The organism is Prochlorococcus sp. MIT2308 (assembly GCF_059772345.1).
Window position 1 is genome coordinate 632,101 of the sequence record NZ_CM186283.1, and the last position, 14,083, is coordinate 646,183.

General features: G+C 34.6%; 20 protein-coding genes and 1 tRNA gene. 11 read left to right on the plus strand and 10 right to left on the minus strand.

The features are described from left to right. Nucleotides 1–83: 83 nt before the first annotated feature. Entirely contained in the window at nt 84–584 is a 501-nt protein-coding gene (locus AC6EIW_RS04030; RefSeq protein ID WP_498521303.1) for a hypothetical protein, read from the plus strand. Between the two features lie 374 nt (nt 585–958). Then, complete coding sequence (locus tag AC6EIW_RS04035; RefSeq protein ID WP_498521304.1) at nt 959–1,252, plus strand: hypothetical protein; 294 nt, start codon at nt 959–961, stop codon at nt 1,250–1,252. Nucleotides 1,253–1,263: 11 nt separating this feature from the next. On the opposite strand, the gene AC6EIW_RS04040 is transcribed toward AC6EIW_RS04035, so the two are convergent. After that, entirely contained in the window at nt 1,264–1,605 is a 342-nt protein-coding gene (locus tag AC6EIW_RS04040) for a hypothetical protein (protein ID WP_498521305.1), read from the minus strand. A 258-nt stretch (nt 1,606–1,863) separates the two neighbouring features. Between AC6EIW_RS04040 and AC6EIW_RS04045 the strand changes: the two genes are divergently transcribed. The 5 genes from AC6EIW_RS04045 to AC6EIW_RS04065 all read left to right on the plus strand — a co-directional run bounded on the left by AC6EIW_RS04045 (nt 1,864) and on the right by AC6EIW_RS04065 (nt 3,616). After that, nucleotides 1,864–2,109 (plus strand): hypothetical protein, encoded by a 246-nt coding sequence (locus AC6EIW_RS04045; protein WP_498521306.1) that lies wholly within the window; start codon nt 1,864–1,866, stop codon nt 2,107–2,109. Between the two features lie 136 nt (nt 2,110–2,245). Next, the gene (locus AC6EIW_RS04050) at nt 2,246–2,434 is read left to right on the plus strand and encodes a hypothetical protein (RefSeq protein WP_498521307.1); all 189 of its coding nucleotides are present in this window, start codon (nt 2,246–2,248) and stop codon (nt 2,432–2,434) included. A 174-nt stretch (nt 2,435–2,608) separates the two neighbouring features. Next, a complete protein-coding gene (locus AC6EIW_RS04055; RefSeq protein WP_498521308.1) occupies nt 2,609–2,884 on the plus strand; it encodes a hypothetical protein in 276 nt (91 codons plus the stop codon). Between the two features lie 238 nt (nt 2,885–3,122). Next, a complete protein-coding gene (locus AC6EIW_RS04060) occupies nt 3,123–3,368 on the plus strand; it encodes a hypothetical protein (protein ID WP_498463096.1) in 246 nt (81 codons plus the stop codon). Nucleotides 3,369–3,472: 104 nt separating this feature from the next. Next, complete coding sequence (locus tag AC6EIW_RS04065; RefSeq protein ID WP_498521309.1) at nt 3,473–3,616, plus strand: hypothetical protein; 144 nt, start codon at nt 3,473–3,475, stop codon at nt 3,614–3,616. Between the two features lie 437 nt (nt 3,617–4,053). On the opposite strand, the gene AC6EIW_RS04070 is transcribed toward AC6EIW_RS04065, so the two are convergent. From AC6EIW_RS04070 to AC6EIW_RS04090, 5 genes are all read right to left on the minus strand, one after another. Next, nucleotides 4,054–5,625, minus strand: a complete 1,572-nt coding sequence (locus AC6EIW_RS04070; protein ID WP_498521310.1) for a SulP family inorganic anion transporter — start codon at nt 5,623–5,625, stop codon at nt 4,054–4,056. Nucleotides 5,626–5,972: 347 nt separating this feature from the next. Continuing rightward, nucleotides 5,973–6,269: a DUF3303 domain-containing protein gene (locus AC6EIW_RS04075; RefSeq protein ID WP_498463099.1), complete on the minus strand. Its 297-nt coding sequence runs from the start codon at nt 6,267–6,269 to the stop codon at nt 5,973–5,975. A gap of 34 nt (nt 6,270–6,303) precedes the next feature. Continuing rightward, nucleotides 6,304–6,627: a hypothetical protein gene (locus tag AC6EIW_RS04080; RefSeq protein ID WP_158466806.1), complete on the minus strand. Its 324-nt coding sequence runs from the start codon at nt 6,625–6,627 to the stop codon at nt 6,304–6,306. Nucleotides 6,628–7,056: 429 nt separating this feature from the next. Further along, nucleotides 7,057–7,362: a hypothetical protein gene (locus tag AC6EIW_RS04085; RefSeq protein WP_498521311.1), complete on the minus strand. Its 306-nt coding sequence runs from the start codon at nt 7,360–7,362 to the stop codon at nt 7,057–7,059. A 78-nt stretch (nt 7,363–7,440) separates the two neighbouring features. Further along, nucleotides 7,441–7,512 (minus strand) — tRNA-Lys (locus AC6EIW_RS04090). Between the two features lie 214 nt (nt 7,513–7,726). Here AC6EIW_RS04090 and trmFO point away from each other — a divergent pair. Both trmFO and crtH read left to right on the plus strand, forming a co-directional pair. Continuing rightward, a complete protein-coding gene (gene trmFO, locus AC6EIW_RS04095) occupies nt 7,727–9,130 on the plus strand; it encodes an FADH(2)-oxidizing methylenetetrahydrofolate--tRNA-(uracil(54)-C(5))-methyltransferase TrmFO (protein WP_498521312.1) in 1,404 nt (467 codons plus the stop codon). A 15-nt stretch (nt 9,131–9,145) separates the two neighbouring features. Next, nucleotides 9,146–10,708 (plus strand): carotenoid isomerase, encoded by a 1,563-nt coding sequence (gene crtH, locus AC6EIW_RS04100; protein ID WP_498521313.1) that lies wholly within the window; start codon nt 9,146–9,148, stop codon nt 10,706–10,708. 18 nt (nt 10,709–10,726) lie between these two features. On the opposite strand, the gene AC6EIW_RS04105 is transcribed toward crtH, so the two are convergent. Then, nucleotides 10,727–11,491 (minus strand): response regulator transcription factor, encoded by a 765-nt coding sequence (locus tag AC6EIW_RS04105; RefSeq protein ID WP_498463103.1) that lies wholly within the window; start codon nt 11,489–11,491, stop codon nt 10,727–10,729. An 88-nt stretch (nt 11,492–11,579) separates the two neighbouring features. Between AC6EIW_RS04105 and AC6EIW_RS04110 the strand changes: the two genes are divergently transcribed. Continuing rightward, nucleotides 11,580–11,846, plus strand: coding sequence for a DUF6761 family protein (locus AC6EIW_RS04110; RefSeq protein WP_498521314.1), 267 nt, complete (start codon nt 11,580–11,582; stop codon nt 11,844–11,846). Nucleotides 11,847–11,869: 23 nt separating this feature from the next. Here the strand turns inward: AC6EIW_RS04110 and grxD are convergent, their stop codons facing one another. From grxD to AC6EIW_RS04125, 3 genes are all read right to left on the minus strand, one after another. Next, on the minus strand, nt 11,870–12,193 hold the full coding sequence (gene grxD, locus AC6EIW_RS04115; protein WP_498521315.1) for a Grx4 family monothiol glutaredoxin: 324 nt from the start codon (nt 12,191–12,193) through the stop codon (nt 11,870–11,872). Nucleotides 12,194–12,203: 10 nt separating this feature from the next. Then, entirely contained in the window at nt 12,204–12,434 is a 231-nt protein-coding gene (locus AC6EIW_RS04120; protein WP_498463106.1) for a BolA family protein, read from the minus strand. 79 nt (nt 12,435–12,513) lie between these two features. Then, nucleotides 12,514–13,194 carry a lysophospholipid acyltransferase family protein gene (locus tag AC6EIW_RS04125; RefSeq protein ID WP_498521316.1) on the minus strand — a complete coding sequence of 227 codons (681 nt, stop codon included), beginning with the start codon at nt 13,192–13,194 and terminating at the stop codon, nt 12,514–12,516. A gap of 138 nt (nt 13,195–13,332) precedes the next feature. Here AC6EIW_RS04125 and AC6EIW_RS04130 point away from each other — a divergent pair, with 138 nt between their 5' ends. Then, on the plus strand, nt 13,333–14,070 hold the full coding sequence (locus AC6EIW_RS04130) for a pyridoxine 5'-phosphate synthase (protein WP_498521610.1): 738 nt from the start codon (nt 13,333–13,335) through the stop codon (nt 14,068–14,070). Nucleotides 14,071–14,083 lie beyond the last annotated feature (13 nt).

Genomic DNA, 14,083 nt, shown 5'->3' on the forward strand with positions numbered 1-14,083 from the left:
TGTTATTTGACTATAAGCTTATAATGCTTAACGTAAATTCTAAAAGTTGAAAACCAAAAGTAATTAGATAAGAAGAGGTATCTATGAAAAAACGATACAAGTTTCTAGAAAAACACGTAAATGAATTTATCAAAACTTTCGAAAGCTTAAGGGGAAACGAATGGTCTTTGAATTTTCCAGTTTTTATTTTTGATAGAGATTGGTTTAAACTTAAAAAAGTAAAACTCTATGATTTAGCTAGAGAACTTAAGCCAGACAACTCACAAGAAGCCCCAGAACTAATTCAATATCAAAAATTACTCAAGGATGGACACGATCATTTGCTTGCCATTCAAGAATGTTGGAATGAATTTGGAATTGAAGACTTTCATAGATCTCTAAGAAACTCATCAGAATGGAAATCAAAAGGGAATAACGGGTGGACTTTTAAAAAATACACTGCACTCCTAATAGGATATAGAAATATTATTGAAAATAAAGAAGTTCGCATACCTATTATTATCCTCGGAAGAAATTCAAGCGAAGATCACAAACTTGAATGGATAAGCTATGAATTCATTACAGAATTAACTATCCAAGACTAAAACATCTAAATTTTATTCCTTCTCAAGACTTTCAAGCAATAGTTAAATCGTCAGATCTAGTCCCCCACTCAGTGTCTTCGAGAAGATCAGAGTAACAAGAAGCATTTACCAAGTTATATTTCTGAAATTTCCAATCTGAATCTTCAAGGTAATCTGAATACTCGAATGTTTTGGCAAGAAGAGAGAATTCCTTACTAAAAGGGCACATAAATCTTATGCATTTTTTCAATCATTCACACTCCTAAAGATAAAAGCAACTAAAAATTATAATTCCTAAATATTTAAAAAGAAGAATTAAGTCCCAATACAACAAAGGAATTCAACACAGCATCTGTTATACGATGTTTGACTGAGAAAAACCTTTTTCAAAAAGAATGGATAACGTAAGAAATGAAAGAGATGGGGAAATTGATTTCGAAAACCTTCCAGAAGGTGTTTATTTTTTTACAGGTCAAGAGGGATTTGTGAAAGTTGAGGTAGATAATCAAGGTAATCAAACTTGGGATCTAAATAATTGGTTTGACTCATTAGACCCAGACATACATGAGGCTCAACATCAAAAAATAATTCAAGACCTCAAAAAAAGAATAAATGCTGAAACAGGAAGAATCAATCCACCTGAAAATTTAGGAAAAAGAATTTTCTCTAATCCTTTTAAAAATAAATAAAAGAGAACAACTTATTTAAAATAGAAAAATATTTGATTCACTGCTAATCCAATTAGCAAATATCTCAATAATGTACACCATGCATACAAATAAACACATTCATAATCTGACTTAGAAATTTCATCACCTTTTCGTCTTAACAAAAGATTAAAACGATAGTTTGAATTGTTTTTAATAATAAATAAAACAGATAATATAAATGTTTTTAAAACACTTGTGTTTATACATAAAGCCAGAGCCGCAAAAAAAGAAACATTTGATATGAAATCAAAAAAAGGAATAATGACAGCAGGCAAAACAAACAAATTAGATAAAGTATAAACAACTCTGTTTTGCTTAATCGAAAAGAACATCGTTTATACGAATACAAATATTTATATCTTTAGCAAACAATTAAAGGAATGGCCATTTTCAAATAAAAATTAATAGAAAAAAAATTCCATTCTGATAAACAATTAAATTAAGGCGCCTAAAGATTGGCATTATTAAATTAATCAAATAAGATTATCAGAATTATGATTCGAAGATCTTATAAATAATTATATATTTTTTTTTCATATTCGAAAACGGGATTTCTAAGAAGTTATAATTATGTTATTACAAAAGACAAAATGAGAATATTACTTCTCCTTTCTATATTTATATTAGCTGTTTTATTCATTGGGAAGAAAATTCTTTATTCTGCAAAAAGGAATCTATTCAAAGATCAAGCCGCATGGTCTGGTAAAGATATAACAATTACATATAACAAGTCAAAAGAAGTTTCACAGAAAAAAGAAATTGATAACTATTTAAAAATCATTGCTGATGAATCAAAAATCTATTTAGAAGACCAGTCTAAAAAAGAGGAAGAATAATAGCAAAAAAATCAAAATAGAAGAAAGAATCAAGAGAGATTAAATAAAAAAAATTATTCATACTTTAAACTATAATAGGATTAATAATTTTATAAAAATGTATTATCACTTGTTTTCCATAAATAATTTATATTTCATGTTAATAAAGACAACTCTACTAAATATGACTATTAATAATCCTCTTTTTATTTTAGCAGTAATAACAGTGATTTGGTTCATTCCTGGAATTATAGTTAGACGGTATAATGAATCAAAGCAGATAAAGAAAAAGGAAAAGAATCAGGCTGATGCCATAAGAAAGCTATACCCTGAGTCCAAAGATTAATTGAATATATAAACCACTAACAGGTTTATATATTAATACAAAGTTAGAGCCTTCGTTATTCTCTGAAAAAGTAATATCAGTTACTTCAAATTCAAAAAGTCAAAAAACAAATACCTTTTTGTATTAGTTGTACGATTTTAGATAGAATGAATTAGTCTTAACAAAAAGAAGTTGATGATGATAAGGAAACTAGGACAATATGGTGGTTATTTACTAAGTGGAATATTAATAGCATGGCTAATAAATCCAACAGCAGCTCTAGGATTCCTTGAGATTTTTGTAAAAATGACTTTATTAGTAACTATTCCAATTGGTGGAGCTTATCTTTTAGATAAAATTATCCTTTTAAAGCATCAAAAGTTATGGAATATAATTTTTCCAATATGGGTAATAGTTAGTGTCTATTTTAGTTTCAGGCTAGTTAAATTAATAGAAAGGCTTATTAATTAAATATTCAAGGTTATTAAAAAAATTTATAGATTTTAAAAAATATTATTACTAATTATTCTTTTTTAAGGGTAAGTTCAAATAATAATCGATTCATAACTCAAGTTAAAAGCTTAAGAGGTAAGACCTCAAAGTATGCTTTTGCAAAGTACATAGCATTTCTAGAAGTTAAAATATCCACCTTTATCGAAAAAATTAATGCTTTATGGATAATGATTAATACAGTTGAAATTCGAACATCATGGTCCTCCCTTTCCTTACCGCAATATTTTTCCCTGATTATGGTTACCAAGGTATCCCTTGGGATTTATATTTACTTCATTTTTTCTTCTTTGCAATTGTGATTCCATTTCATGTAATTATTTTTGCAGCTCGTAGTGCTCAAAAGGTCAAGCCTAATGGGGTGAAAGACTGGCTCAAGTGGGAAACCAATGCAACTAAAGACGACTTGACTTCAAGATTTCCAAACAATTTCCCTACCGCTTGAGTAACTCTAGACCCTCCTAAAAATGTCTGAATTTATCAAGGTGCTACAACTTCATTAAATTTGGGCAATTTTAGGTTTATATATATATCTGCATCTAAAAAAAAATGCTTCATTTGCCATTATTAACCTTTGCTTTGGGAGGAGGAAGCCTCTCAGCAACAATTGTCGGTGTTCTATCCGTTGTTCTTTTTGGACTAGTTGGTGTAATTGCTGGTCCTAATCTATCTAAATTTGATTCTGAAGCCTAAGGAACACAGCTCATAGGCTAAATCTATGAGCTAATTTCCCAAATTAACAATTTTCAGATTTCCAAAATCTATCTAACGAATCAAACTCTCAAATAAAAAGATCTTTATCCATCAAGTGTTTTTACTCTTGATGGATTTTCATTTTTTAACTCAATTGCAATTGAAAAAATAAATAAACAAAATCACCAAAATTAATGTCTAAAGTCAAAAAAACATCTAGAAAAAATTAAATTCAAACAAAGCCTAGCCTATATATAAGTAAATCTTATAGCCAGTATGACCATAAAAAATGAGGGTTGATTAGTTGCAGCGCTGGCTTATACATTTATATGTACAAAATTTACAAAACTGAGTCAAATGGAAATGAATCCTTATAAGCCTTTGATACAAGCTTTTCAAAAAGTCTGCAGAAACTTCAAGTAAAAGATTAGAAGAATTTAATGAGCAGATTTAAATTCACCTCCTCTTCCTCCAGCTTCAGAGGCTTGTCCTATTCGAGAGAATAAATTCAAGCTTTCATCATTTAAATTAATCACTTCGACTTCAGATCCGCCTAATTTTATTCTCCTAATTACTTGGTCAAGCACCGTTACGCCGCTTTGATCCCATATATGGGCTTCTGCCATATCGATAGTAATTTTTTTAGGATGTTCGTGAAGTTCAAACCCTTGCCTAAAGTAAATACTACTAACAAAAAATAATTGGCCTTTAACTTTATAAACCCTGTGGTCTTCGCTATTTAAAGAAGACTCAACCTTAATAACTTTTGCAACCTTTCGACTAAATAATATTGCGGCAAGCCCAACCCCTGAAAGCAGTCCTAGGGCTAAATTATGTGTAATAACAGTTACGAATACAGTTAACACCATAACTGAACTATCACTTCGAGGGATACGGCGTATATCTTTAATTGAGATCCAATTAGCAGTATTTATTGCAATCATTATCATTACACCAACCAATGTCGCCATTGGTATTTGATTCACCCAATCTTTAGCAGCAAGAATCATTGCTATTAAACAAACTCCGGAACTCAATGTTGAAAGGCGAGTTCTTCCCCCATATCCAACGTTCATAACCGATTGTCCTACCAAAGCGCATCCGGCCATACCTCCGAAGAGAGAACTAACAATATTACCTATACCCTGTCCTCGAGCCTCAACATTTTTATTTGTAGTTTTATCAGTCATATCATCAAGAATATCTTGAGTAAGAAATGTCTCCATAAGACCTACTAAGGAAATTGCTAAAGCTGTTGGAAGTATCAAACCGAGAGTTTCAAAATTAAGAGGGACTTTTGGAAAACCAAAGCCAGGTAATCCATTTGGAAGGATTCCTAAATTCGATACAGTTGGAACATTTAATTTAAATCCAATAGAAATTGCAGTACAAATAAAAATGGCTACCAATGCTGAAGGCAAAAGCTTTGAAATTCTTGGTAGCAAATAGATAATTAACAACGTAAGTATGGTCAAACCCCAAACCGCAGGTAGTTGAACTGCAGTGACTACTTTTTCAGAATGTGCCATCTCAATACCCAAATGAGGCAATTGAGCAAGGAAGATTAATATAGCCAAACCATTTACAAAGCCATCCATGACAGGTTGAGGTACAAATCTCATCTGATGAGCAAGTCTCAAATACCCCCAAGCGATTTGAAGAATTCCCGTGAGCAATCCAGCAGCCAAAAGATATTGCAGGCCAAGGCCAGGGCTAATGTTTTCTCCTTGTTGAACAATCCCAGTCATCAAAAGAGCAGTTGAACCAGTTACTGAGGTAATCATGGCCATTCTGCCCCCAAAAATTGCCAGAGTTACAGAGAGCAAAAAGGCACCAAACAACCCAACCCTTGGATCAACACCTGCAATCCCAGAAAAAGCTATCGCCTCTGGAATCATCGCGAATGCAACAACTAGTCCAGCAAGCACATCGCGAGAAGGAGAGACTATTCTCTCCTTGGCTAAAAAATTGTTCAATTTCAAAACAACGCTTTTACCATCCTGCCTCATTAGACATGGGTATTCAGATTAGTAAGAAGATCTTCTTACTAATCTGAATAAATAATCAATCGGATTCCTCTTTTCTTTCAATAAATGAATCCATCAATTTTTTATATTCATTCTCTCTTGAACTTTTTGCAAAGCCGACAATAAAAACGACAGACGATACTACAATCAAGGTTAGTATTGTCGGACTAAGACCCATTTCACTAGCAGTCAAAGCAAAGAAAAAATGAGCTATCATTAAATAAGTAAAGACTTTAAAAAGACTAAGTTGAATAGCACAATCTTTAAAGTTTTTTAGACAGAAGTTTATTTTTTAGATAAACAAAAATAATTAATACGAAAGTTTATAACTATTTTTCTTTTATTAAACTAACAAACTCTTCAGTAGTTAAGGCAGGTTTATACTCCCAAGTCATTCCGAATTTATCTCTCCAGGAGCCAAAAACCTTAAATAAAACTGATGCACTTGAAGCTTTACAAATGATCACTCCAGTACCATCTTGTGGAGTATGAGCCCATTCAATTCTCTCATAGCCATCAATAAGATCCTCGGATTTTCCACTTTCGACATAATCTACAAATGCTTCAGATGAATAATTTTGATCCTCAGATGATTCGAATTTCCAAGTGACTATATAAAGCTGCATTTTTTTTTAGTAAAGAATTTATTCTATCTGAAAATTATTTTTTATTCCTAAAACCAGGCTCAAATTGCCTTCGTGCTGCCTGCGTTCTTAGAATTAACTGCCTTCCAGAACTTGATAGTGTAAACCTTAAAGCTTTGCCAGACTTAAACATCGCCTCTCCGATTGCCTTTGTTCTGGATAATTCAATTTGATAAGCACGAGAGACTGCTCTTTCAGCATCTACATTTGCTAACTTTGCTTGTTGAGCTAAACGTTTAGTTTTTGATTTAGGAATGACGGAGAGTTCACTTTCTGGTTCTGCCCACCTCCATAGCCAATTAGAATTCGATTTTGTGATAGAAGAAGATTTCTTAACCATACTTCCATTTTCATAAGAAAAAAAGGCAATTTTCGCCTCACAAAGACCCTAACCGGTACTGGTAAAAAAAAATGATTGAGAATGCAAAAAAAAATGAAAGTTTAAAAAGTTCTTAAAAATACTAAAAAAATTAAAAACTCTAAACCAAGAAATTTTTTATTTCAAATGATCAAATTAAGATATCAAAAAAATTTCAAGCGATTTAATAAGTCATCCACCATAGAAAAAAATTTATGATTTATGGATTGATTAAAATTTTAAGGGTAGATCCATTAAAGCCCAAATATACAAAGATATATTTAATGCAATGGCAGCTCCTACTGTAAGTTTCTTCATGCAAAAGTAAATCATCGCATTTTTAATTCAGCAAAAAAATCTCTTTTGAGAAAGTATTTATACCCTCATCAACACATAAGTATTTTAAGAGCTTTATGGAGTTTCAGGAAGGAAAAGAAGTCCTGATCTGCAATCATCAAGAAGTCCTTTGATCTTAACTAATTTTGAATCAAGCACTTGGTCAGCTTTAACAGGAATCCAAATAGGTTTTATCAATTCATCATTGGGTCCAAGTCTTACCCGAGCTCCAAACCAATTTGCATGTGAAGGTATTGAAGCTCTGCATTTTGTCTCATTGAGAGTTAAATCAACTTTCCTCTCGATAAGCCAATCTTCAATAAAAATCAAATTAGTAAAACTATTAACCCCAGCATGTACGCATAAAAAGCTTGAAATCAAAAGAGACAGAAAAAAATAATTCTTCAAAAATTCAGAAGTAGTTATAACTTCAGTTTATTTAGTAACAGTTTTATGAAATGGGTCGCCTGAGATTCGAACTCAGGACCAGCCGGTTAAAAGCCGGATGCTCTACCACTGAGCTAGCGACCCCTAATAAACCAATAGTAATAGTCCAATATGAAAAATATCACGTTGTCGAAGCATTAACCGCTTTAATGTTCCTTTTTGAGGACTAAAAAACAATTTCAAAATCATTTTTTTCCATCCTCATTGATTTTTCAGATATTTTTGAAGTCTTAATAAAAAGTTGAGGGATATGAGAATACTATGTAATTAGGCTTTTAATAGAAAAAAAAACGACAGTTTGACAGAAATTCCATCGGTAACCGTAATAGGCGCTGGTCTAGCAGGCTCAGAAGCAGCATGGCAAATAGCTAGTGCAGGAGTCAAAGTAACTCTCTTTGAAATGCGGCCAAAGAAGAAATCTCCAGCTCACCACTCACCCGAATTTGCAGAACTTGTTTGCAGCAATAGCTTTGGAGCGATTAGTAGTGATAGAGCAGCAGGGCTTTTACAAGAAGAGTTAAGAAATTTAAAATCTATTGTCATAGCAAAAGCTGATCAACACTCTGTTCCTGCAGGAGGAGCACTTGCAGTGGATAGAAGTCAATTCAGCCTATCAATCACAAATAAACTTTCTTCTCACCCCCTAATAAAAATCATTAGGGATGAATGTCCTTGCCTCCCAAATGCTAAAGAAATAACAATTTTAGCCACAGGTCCATTAACAAGCGAATCGTTAGCTAACGACATTAAACAATTTACAGGAGAAAATGAATGTCATTTTTTTGATGCTGCTAGCCCAATAATTACTGGTGAAAGCATTGATTTTTCAAAAGCATTTCGGGCAAGTAGATACGACAAAGGTGACGCTGATTACATCAACTGCCCAATGAATCAAGAGTCATATTTGAAATTTCACTCTGAGTTAATTAAAGCTGAACAAGCTGAATTAAAGGATTTTGAAAAAGAATCAGCTCTTTTTTTTGAAGGATGCCTTCCCATAGAGGAGCTTGCAAAAAGAGGTCTTGAGACAATGCGTTTTGGTCCATTAAAGCCAATAGGGCTGTGGGATCCAAGATGGGGGGATGTAAACGACAAAAGTCTCCGAAGGCTGAAAAGAGCTCATGCTGTCGTTCAATTAAGACAAGAAGATAAGGCAGGTCAATTATGGAATTTGGTAGGTTTTCAAACAAATTTAAAATGGGGAGAACAAAAACGTATATTCAGGATGATTCCTGGCTTGTCAAAGGCAGAATTTGTCCGGTTAGGAGTAATGCATAGAAATACTTTTCTCGAATCTCCAAAGTTATTAGAGCCAACACTTCAGTTTATTAATAGAAAAACTTTATTTGCTGCTGGACAACTCACTGGGACAGAAGGGTATGCTGCTGCTATAGCTGGAGGTTGGTTAGCAGGAACTAACGCAGCATTGTTAGCAAAGGGATTAAATACAATCACTTTGCCATCGTCAACCATGATTGGAGCCTTAACAAACTTTGTCAGCAATAGTCAAGCAAGCTTACGAGGTCAAAATAAAAAAAACTTTCAACCCATGCCAGCTAATTTCGGATTACTACCTGAACTAGATAATAGAGTTCACAACAAACGTGAAAGATACAAAAAATATAGAGATAGAGCTCTGAGTCATATAAAAAAAATAAGAGAAAAATTATTAGTCAAAAACCCCTCTTACACGACCCTCTAAAATTTCTTGTATCTCATGACTAAATTAACAAATAAAACTAAACCTTCTTCTCACTGGGATTCGATAGTTATTGGTTCAGGCCTTGGTGGATTAGTGACTGCAAGTCAACTAGCAAGCAAGGGTGCTAAAGTTCTCGTCCTTGAGCAGTATAAAATCCCTGGTGGTAGTGGTGGTTCATTTAAAAGGAAAGGATACACATTTGATGTTGGAGCATCAATGATCTTTGGATTTGGTAAAAAGGGGTACACAAATTTACTAACGCGAGCTCTCAAAGATGTTGAACAAGAATGTGAAACAGTTCCTGACCCAACACAATTGGCCTATCATCTACCTAATGACTTAGAAATTACAGTAGACAGAGACTATAAAAAATTCATTACCAAGCTAATTGATTTATTTCCTCATGAAGAAAAAGGAATAAATCATTTCTACGAAACATGTTGGGAAGTATTTAATTGTCTGAATTCGATGCCTTTACTTTCAATAGAAGATCCGGGATATCTAATGAAAGTTTTCTTTAAATCACCTTTATCATGCCTAGGATTGGCAAGATGGTTACCAGTTAATGCCGGAGATGTTGCGAGAAGACATATCAAAGATCCCGCTCTTTTAAAATTTATAGATATTGAATGTTTTTGCTGGTCAGTCATGCCCTCCGACTTAACGCCTATGATTAACGCAGGGATGGTCTTTTCTGATAGACATTATGGAGGCATAAACTATCCAAAAGGAGGTGTTGGAATTATTGCAGAAAAATTAGTGCAAGGAATTAAAAATTTCAAAGGAGAAATTAAATACAAATCTAAAGTAAAAAAAATAATTTTTGAGAACGGAAAGGCAATTGGTGTCTCATTAGATAATGGCGAAGAATTTTTTGGTAAAACGATAGTCTCCAATGCAACAAGATGGGATACATTTGGTGGCCAAGGAATCAATGATCCACTTGTGGAACTAGATAAAGCCCCTCAGGCCGAGACAAAATGGAGTAACAGGTACATCCCTTCTCCTTCATTTTTATCTTTACATTTGGGTGTAAGTAAAGACTCCATTCCTCCGAATACAGATTGCCACCACTTACTTCTCGACGCATGGGAAGAAATGGAAAAGGAACAAGGAGTTACTTTTCTATCAATCCCGACTTTACTAGATCCATCATTAGCACCTTCAGATAGCCATATTGTTCATGCCTTTACTCCTTCTTCAATGGATTACTGGGAGGGATTAAGCAATACAGAATATCTTGAGAAAAAGAAGAGAGATGGAGATAAACTTATATCTAAGTTGGAAAAATTATTTCCAAATCTTAGTCAAAGAATTTTACACAAGGAGATAGGTAGTCCAAGAACACATAAAAGGTTTCTTTCTAGAGCCAAAGGTAGTTATGGGCCAATTCCTTCAATGAGATTACCTGGCCTACTCCCTATGCCATTTAATACTACAAAGATAAAAGGACTTTATTGTGTAGGTGATTCTTCGTTCCCCGGACAAGGGTTAAATGCGGTGGCGTTTAGCGGGTACGCTTGTGCTCATAAGATTGGCACCCTGCTAGGAATTAACGAATGGGAGCTTCCAGAATAATTTTCATACTAATAAAAGTTATGAAGGCAAATTATCAAGACTAAACCTATACCCCTGCTGACGAACAGTTGTAATTCCTCCACCATCACCAAGACCAGCTTGCTCTAGTTTTCTTCTAAGCGTCAAAACCTGTGTATCAACAGAGCGAGGTCCACCACTAAATGGAGGCCAAGCCATTCGAAGCAACTCATGTCGGCTCCTTACCATTCCTGGTGGCATCAACAAAGCACACAACAAAGCAAATTCCCTTGGGCTGAGTTCCACAGGTTTTTCTCTCAATGTGACCTGTCTAAGAAGAAGATGGACCTCAAGGGGACCAACCGCGACGCGTTCTTGTAAACCAATTCTTCCTCTTTTGAGTAAAGTCCTGCATCTAGCAGCTAATTCTTCAAGGCCAAAAGGTTTCCTTAAAACATCATCAGCTCCCTCATCTAAAAGACCAACAACAGGTTCAACTCCTGTTCTTGCAGTTAAAACAATCACTGAACAGCCCAATTGTTGTGCAAGTCGAAGGGCTGAACTTTTTTCCAATATCTCTGCACTAACTAATAAATCTGGTGATTGATCCCGACAAAGATCAACTGCCTCCTCAGCAGAACCTACTGCTGCGGCTAGCTGCCCATCTTGCCTAAGCCTCTGAACCAAAACAGTTCTGAGAGTTGGATGGGGTTCGACAACAAGCACCTTAGAAGGTGATTGTGTGGTTGCTTGAATAGGAGAAGAACCTGATGAGGATCCTTGAATTTGCTCAGTACCGAGCTGATCTGCAGGTATTAATGTCACAAGTCGGAAATGTAGACCCTTAGACTAGAGAAGATATTAAAGCAAACTGTTCGCTGACTAACAAGAATAGTCTGTGTCTTAGCAAACCATGACATCTTTTGATAATCCAGAAGCGATAAAACACTTCCAATCAATTTGTGATGCCTGTCAGGAGCTAACAAGTCGATACCACAGTCCTTCTGAGCTTCGGATCTATGCAGACGGATATTTGCATTCCCTAAGGAATTGCAAGAGATTAGGCTCAAAGGATCAAGAAAAGTTAGAAGCATTAATTGATAGATGGATAATTGATCCTTCAAGCTTTATTGGGCCTGATGGCGATATTAATAACCTGTTTTTTCAAAAAGAAGCCTAGAGATGAATCACAAAAGTAACAAGTTATGAAGCAAGCGCGATTTCTAATTTTTCTTTCAATTCCCCAGAGTTATACATGCTTATCAAGATATCGGAGCCTCCAATAAATTCGCCCTTAACATAAACTTGAGGGATTGTTGGCCAATTTGAATATTCCTTTATTCCCTCTCGAATTTCCATATCGGAAAGCACATCAAAAGTATCAAAGCTCATTCCCAAGGAATTAAGAATTTGAACAACATTGTTGGAAAAACCACATTGTGGCATCAACTTATTTCCTTTCATGAAAACAAATATTGGTTTTGAATTAATTAAGAGTTCAATTTTTGAACGAGTTGTAGAATCCATGTCTGAAAAGTTATTGAGGAGTTGAGGTTTTCAAGGCCAAAGCATGAATTGTTTCTGTTTTCAATTCATTTTTTAATGCACCATAAACAAGTTGATGTTGTTGTACAAGAGATAGCCCAGAGAATTGTTCAGATACAACATTGACTTCAAGATGATCACCACCGCCCATATCTTTCACATCAATTTGAGCATCGGGAAGTGTTTGCTTAATTAAAATAATAACTTCTTGGGCTGTAATCATTTTCGAATAAGGAATTAAAGTGAATTTGGAGAAAATAAAGTCAATGTGGGTGCTAAAGATTCAACTAAGTAAAATCATATTATCTTCTACCAACAGCTAACAAAGCGGATTGTTCAGCACTTCTCATACTTTTGGAAAGTTCAATATTAAAGTCATTTGTAGATTGCTTAAAATCCCTCGAAATAATTATTGGTTTAGAGAAACAAATTGATGCCGATCCATAAAACCTCGGAACAACATCGCTATAGGCCAAACCGACTGGAACAATTTTAATTTCCAAGCCTTTGTTAGACGCAAGTTGAGCTAAGCGAATCAATCCTTTTTTCAATTTCACAGGCTCGCCAAGTCGATTTATCTTTCCTTCTGGGAAAACAACTAATTGCTGACGTGAAATCAACAAATCAACTGCATATCTAAGAGTGGTTAAAGAAGGTCTCCCTTGATCAATTGGAAAACAACCCAACCTGTTTAAGAACCAACCTTGCAACCCTCTCATTTCTGATCGGGTGACCATGTATCTACAATCTCTATTTGTAATCCTTCTCCCGGCAGCCATAGTCAACATCAAAGCATCCCATCTAGACCTATGAGTGGGAGCAAGTACGACAGAACCACTTAAAGGTAAATTTTCTCCGCCAATAACAATTCTTCTTCGAAAAAAATTGTTCAACGCAAAATCTTGTGTAACGAACATAGCTAATCGACTCCAGAAGGGATGAACCCCAAGGCATATTTTTTTTTCTCTATGAAGAAGGGGCAAAAAAACCCTCTTAAACAAACTATCTTATGAAGTTAACTCCGAAAGCTTTACTATTACTGGTCAGATTGGGCAGTTACTACAGCGGCTAAACCTTATTTGCTTTTGATGAATACAATCAAAGTATATTTAAGATACCTAATGGCAAGTCTTGGCGTAAACATTGATCACATAGCAAATGTCCGAGAAGCTCGTAAGACATTTGAACCTGACCCAGTAAAAATGGTTCTTTTAGCGGAATTAGGTGGTGCCGACGGTATAACAGTTCATCTAAGAGAGGATAGAAGGCATATCCAAGATAGAGATCTAAATCTTCTAAAAGAAACTGTACACACTCGACTAAATCTGGAAATGGCAGCAACTGAAGAAATGGCTTCAATTGCACTTAATCTCAAGCCAGATATGGTTACATTGGTTCCTGAAAAAAGGGAAGAGGTCACTACAGAAGGGGGACTTGATGTTATTAAACACAAAAACAAATTAAAGGAAATAATCCAACGTCTTTCAGATGTGGATATTCCAGTTAGTCTTTTTGTTGATCCAGTCCAAGCTCAATTAGAAAATTGTGCTGAAGTAAAGGCCGCCTGGATTGAACTTCATACGGGTAAATATGCAATCACAAAAACCAAGGCAAGAAGTTTTGAATTATCAATTCTTAAAGAAAGCACAGCCCAAGCAAAATCCTATGGTTTGAGAGTAAACGCAGGGCATGGATTGACCTATCAAAACGTTGAACCGATTGCCGCTATTGAAGGGATTGAAGAATTAAATATTGGCCATACAATTATTTCTAGAGCACTTTCAGTAGGTCTAACTGAGGCAGTAAAAGAAATGAAAAGCCTAATTATCAATCCAAGAAAAGACAACTTCTTTCTTTAAAAAATATCTTTAA